The 4,886-nt window shown below is 61.5% G+C and carries 8 protein-coding genes; 4 read left to right on the plus strand and 4 right to left on the minus strand.

What is annotated here, in order from left to right:
* A partial coding sequence (locus tag PGX04_RS15895; RefSeq protein WP_273739403.1) for a TSUP family transporter occupies positions 1-525 on the minus strand: 525 nt, incomplete at its 3' end.
* On the minus strand, positions 526-672 hold the full coding sequence (locus PGX04_RS15900; RefSeq protein ID WP_273739404.1) for a DUF7512 family protein: 147 nt from the start codon (positions 670-672) through the stop codon (positions 526-528).
* A 337-nt stretch (positions 673-1,009) separates the two neighbouring features.
* Here PGX04_RS15900 and PGX04_RS15905 point away from each other — a divergent pair, with 337 nt between their 5' ends.
* The 3 genes from PGX04_RS15905 (at position 1,010) to PGX04_RS15915 (ending at position 3,299) form a co-directional block, all read left to right on the plus strand.
* The gene (locus PGX04_RS15905) at positions 1,010-1,855 is read left to right on the plus strand and encodes a universal stress protein (protein WP_273739405.1); all 846 of its coding nucleotides are present in this window, start codon (positions 1,010-1,012) and stop codon (positions 1,853-1,855) included.
* Between the two features lie 358 nt (positions 1,856-2,213).
* Positions 2,214-2,648 carry a thioredoxin family protein gene (locus PGX04_RS15910; protein WP_273739406.1) on the plus strand — a complete coding sequence of 145 codons (435 nt, stop codon included), beginning with the start codon at positions 2,214-2,216 and terminating at the stop codon, positions 2,646-2,648.
* 111 nt (positions 2,649-2,759) lie between these two features.
* A complete protein-coding gene (locus PGX04_RS15915) occupies positions 2,760-3,299 on the plus strand; it encodes a DUF1684 domain-containing protein (protein ID WP_273739407.1) in 540 nt (179 codons plus the stop codon).
* A 270-nt stretch (positions 3,300-3,569) separates the two neighbouring features.
* Here PGX04_RS15915 and PGX04_RS15920 read toward each other — a convergent pair whose 3' ends face one another.
* Positions 3,570-3,842, minus strand: coding sequence for a DUF7967 family protein (locus PGX04_RS15920; RefSeq protein WP_273739408.1), 273 nt, complete (start codon positions 3,840-3,842; stop codon positions 3,570-3,572).
* A gap of 92 nt (positions 3,843-3,934) precedes the next feature.
* Here PGX04_RS15920 and PGX04_RS15925 point away from each other — a divergent pair, with 92 nt between their 5' ends.
* Positions 3,935-4,279, plus strand: coding sequence for a thiol-disulfide oxidoreductase DCC family protein (locus PGX04_RS15925; RefSeq protein ID WP_273739409.1), 345 nt, complete (start codon positions 3,935-3,937; stop codon positions 4,277-4,279).
* 93 nt (positions 4,280-4,372) lie between these two features.
* Here PGX04_RS15925 and PGX04_RS15930 read toward each other — a convergent pair.
* On the minus strand, positions 4,373-4,886 hold a 514-nt coding region (locus PGX04_RS15930; RefSeq protein ID WP_273739410.1), incomplete at its 5' end, for an inorganic phosphate transporter.

Genomic DNA, 4,886 nt, shown 5'->3' on the forward strand with positions numbered 1-4,886 from the left:
GCCGGCAACTGTCATCATCGGCGGGATACGATAAGACTGAATCCGCTTCGCGAGGGGTGGAATCGCGTCCGGATCGATCTCCCCGTCGGACTCGTGGTGGCTGCTACTCGAATCGTCTCCGCCGTCGTTTACGAGCGCATTTCGGGTGACGAACAGCCCGACCGCACCCAACAGGACGACGTACGTGACGCCGATGGCACCGCTGGCGAGTCCCAATTCCTCGAGATAGTACACTATCCGACTCCCCACCTCGATACCGCTCGTCGTCCCGACGATCATCAACCCGCCAAGTTTGTAGTCGACCTGGCCGAGGTCGCGGTGTTTCAGCGTCGCGATCATGGCCGTCCCGAAGACGAAGGCCATGCCGCTCCCGACGGCGACTCTGGCGGGATACCCCATCACGAGTAACGCCGGTGTGACGAGGAACGAACCGCCCATGCCGAAGAAGCCGAATAGGACGCCGACCATGAATCCGAAGCTTACGAACAGTGCGAGCGTCATCAGGGCGATTCCGAATAGCTCCATCTATGCGCGTGTGATTTTCTCGACGATTGGCGCTGCGACTCGCTCGAGTGCGCCGTACCCGACGTAGAGGACGAACGCCTCGAGGAGGACGGCGCCAACGAGGGCGCCTGACTGTACTGCTGACGAATACGCTGCGAGGTCGGTCATCGATACCGACCTCCGTCGCCCGATTGTGTGCGGAGCATAGGTTTCTACTCGGTATCGTCTATCCGGAGGACGGATATAACGCTTTTGGGAATTCTGTACAATATTACTGCATTCTATCTCACGGCTATCCAACGAGAATATTCCAGCAAGTTATACGGAGCCGAGGAACGAACCGACGGAGACTCCTTCCGCTGGCGCGCGGTCGGAACGCGGTGTCAGCGGATTCGTGGCGAGACGGAGTCGGCGTCGCGATATCTACGGTGCGGTTACGACTGATAATTCGGAGTAGGTATTGGTTTGCACAAACAATATTATGCGTCCGAAGCCTACGACCGGTATGATAGCGATCTGTGCGACCGATCTCTCGGCCGCCAGCGAGGCGACGATCGAGAGCGAGACCTGTCTCGAGTGTCTCGGCCGAATCGGCGTCGAGGAGATCCACCTCGTGACCGTGATCCCATCGAACGTCCATGCAGGGATGCCCGGTATCGACTTCGCAGCGCGACGCGAGCGAGCGCTCAATCGCTATCGCAGCGTCATCGAAGACGCCGGGTTCGACGTCGAGGCACACGTCGTTCGCGGGACACCCCATCGACGCATCAACGGGATCGCAGAGGCAGTCGGCGCTAGCCTTACAGTCATCGGCTCGCGCGGAAAGAGTCCGCTTGAGAACCGCGTTATCGGATCGACTGCACGCAATCTCGCGCGGACGACGATCGTCCCACTGCTGGTCAACCGAATCGAACGCGGGGCGGACGAGCCAGCCGTCGTCCACGAACACCTGTTTCGGCGGATGCTGTTCGCGACGGACTTCTCGGAGAACGCCGAGCGGGCGTTCGAGGCGTTCTCGTACCTCCGTCACGCGACGCAGGAGGCGACGCTGGTCCACGTTGAAACGCCGAAGGATCCGGCGCTTCCAGAGGGCGCCGACCCTGAAGCGCGACTGGCAGAGTTGGCGACTAAACTCGAGGACTGGGAGATCGAGACGCGAACGGCGGTCCGTCGGGGTGATCCGGCAAACGAGATTCTCGCTGCGGAAGGCGAGTACGAACCGACGACAATTCTCGTCGGTTCACGCGGTCACAGCAGGCTCCGCCGACTGTTGCTCGGAAGCGTCTCCGAAGACATCGTCACACAGGCGAACGGGAACGTTATGCTTGTTCCACCGAGCCGTACGGCTTGACACCGGCGGCGAACCGGAATCGTGGCCCATCACGTTGTAAGATGAGACCTCTATAGATGGAAGGACCATATCAATTGGTTCACACTTACTCGCCTCGAGTAACGCACGAACGCGTCGCAAGCCGATAACAACGCCGCCGATCGCGGTACCGAGTTCGCTGGAGCGAGAAGTCCGACGTCCGTAGTGTAAGTCGAAAGATAATATTGTGTCCGGGGAACACCATTGAACAACTCCGACGACCGGGGCGGGAGGAGGTGATAGACGCGACGAGACCGGTGCGAGTCCAAACGAACTGGCTAAATTATATTGTGTATATCTCACAAAACCATTATTGCTATGGAGACCGTACCGTCGATCGATGAGCGACTCCGCAAACGACGAACGCCAACGGATCCGCGACCAGAAGAAACGAGAACTGCAGGAACGTCTCGAGAACGGCGGGAGCCTCGACGCGGCTGACGGGGAGAGCACTGCACCCGACGAGCCAATCACGATCACAGGCCAGGGTCACCTCGATGAGGTCGTCGCGGAGCACGACGTTGTCCTCGTGGACTGTTACGCCGACTGGTGTGGCCCCTGCCAGATGATGGAGCCGACGATCGAGGCCCTCGCGGCGGAGACCGACGCCGTGGTCGCGAAGGTCGACGTCGACGCTCACCAGCGGATCGCCCAGCAACTGGGTGCCCGCGGCGTCCCGACGCTCGTCCTCTACGCCGACGGCCAACCGGTCGAACGCACGGTCGGCGCCCAAGACCGTGGGACGTTGGAGGGCCTGATCGAGCAACACGGGTAGCGATGCACCTGTCGAGGCCACGGTAGTCGATACTGCCCATCTGAACAGCGCACTAAGTCCGATCCCGATACGAGGATCGGCGATACGACCGCGACACACTGACCTTCAGCCATGACCACTGATTGGCGGCGAGCGATCGAGACGCAACGGGAAGAGAAAGACCGGTACTTCGGCGGCGATCCTCACTCGCCGATTCCGCCGGACGAGCGCGAGTCGTTCGACGGCCTTGAGTACTACCCGATCGACGAGGACTACCGGTTCGAACTCCCTCCCGACGAGTACGACGACCCCGAGTCGGTCACCGTCGGAACGAGCACCGACGGCGAGCGAGAGTACCTGTGCTGGGGCGAATTCCGCTTCACCGTCGACGGTGAGGACATCGCGCTGCAGGCCTACAAGGCGGACCCGGACGACGAACGGCTCTGGGTTCCGTTCCGGGACGCGACCAACGGTGACGAGACCTACGGCGCCGGCCGGTACCTTGACCTCGAGAACGACACACACCGGACGGACGACGGAAACTGGATCCTCGACTTCAACGAGGCGTACAATCCGACGTGTGCATACTCGGATCGCTACGAGTGCCCGCTCCCGCCGACTGAAAACTGGCTCGAGGTGTCGATCGGGGCCGGCGAACAGACGTATCACTGACGATGGTTCCGGACTGATTCGGCGCCCTCGACGGAGTCTCGCCATTTTCGAACGACGTAGACTCTATTGATCCGCCGTAACCGTCATCGATCATGAGACGTCGAACGCGTACGCGTCTCCGCCGTCGTTCTTGTCGGTCCTGTTGACGTCGCTCGAGTCAATGTCCCAACCGGGGTCGCTACAGCCGGCCAGCGCGGCGATCGCGAGCGTTCCCGCCGTACGCTCGAGTAGTCACCGTCGGGACGGATCGGGTCCGGTCATCTGCCACAACTATATCGTCTCGTCGGGATCGTGTTCCTCCGCCATGCGCGCTGCTTCGTCGGCATATCGGTCGCGAACGTCTGAATCCTCGACGGTCGCGAGGTCATCAGGAGAGACGTCCTTCGCGGCAGTGACCGTGTCCAGGTCGACCGCCTGTACTGCAAGTTCCTTTCGGAAGGTTCGAGTTCCGTCGGGAGTCGCATAGGTGAGGATGATGAGGTCTCGATTGTCGTAATCGCGCTCGACCAGCCACACGCGAACGTCGGCCGACTCCGATGGCATGAGAACCCAAACGGGAAGCGTAAGGGTAGTCGTTGGGGTTGAGAGTTTAGTGGCTTGGGAGCCTCATCGGTATCCACGCCTTCGGCTCGAGAATGTCACCACCGACGCTCGTCTACGACGACGATTGCGGGGTCTGTACTCGTGCAGCGCGGTTCGTGGACCGCCGCGCGGCGATCGACATCGTCGGCTTTTCGGAACTCACGGACGACCTGCGAGCGCGCTTGCCGCCCGACTATAAGGCGTGTGCGCACCTGGTTACCGACGAGACGACCTACTCCTGTGGGGCAGCGATGGAACGCGCCTACGAACGGACCGGCCTTCTGCCATCGCAGTTTTTTCCGCTGTTTCGTCGCGTTCCTGGATATGCACCCGTCCGCGAGTTCGTCTATCGCGTCGTCGCGTCGAACCGGCCGTCGATCGGCCGATTGCTACCGTAGCTTCTCGAAAGCATATAGGCAACCCGCTATTCCGACCGAGATTCAATCGAAAATGGACGGTGATCGAAGAATGGCCGAATACGTTCTACAGCTTCAGAGGTTCAGAAGAAGCATCGACCCGTAGCCGAGACCGAACGCGAGTATGAACGATCCAACCCAGGCGGCGACGGTGAATCCCAGCTTTTGGGGACTAACGCCGTCTCCACCAGTGACCGCGAGTCCGCTGCCGACGATGGCGCTGACGATGATTTCGTTGAACGAGACCGGTACCCCGAGTAGGACCGCGGTCTGTGCGATGAGAAACGAGGGGACGAGCGTCGCAATCGAGCGGCGCGGCCCCAGCGACGCGTACTCCTGGGAGATCGACTTGATCATTCGCGGGGCGCCCGTCCACGAGCCGACGAGGATTCCGACGCCGCCGCCGAGCAGGACCGCGATCGGTGACACCGTCGGCAGGTCCTTGAGCAGCGGGAACAGCGGACCTACGGCGAGTCCCACCTGACTCGCGCCTGCCGAGAACGCCACGAGCGCGCCTAGCGAGAGCAGGAACCGGCGCAGACCGCCGGCCTCGTCGCGACCGATGTCCCAGCGGACGACGGCCGCAGCG

The organism is Natrinema soli (assembly GCF_028618695.1).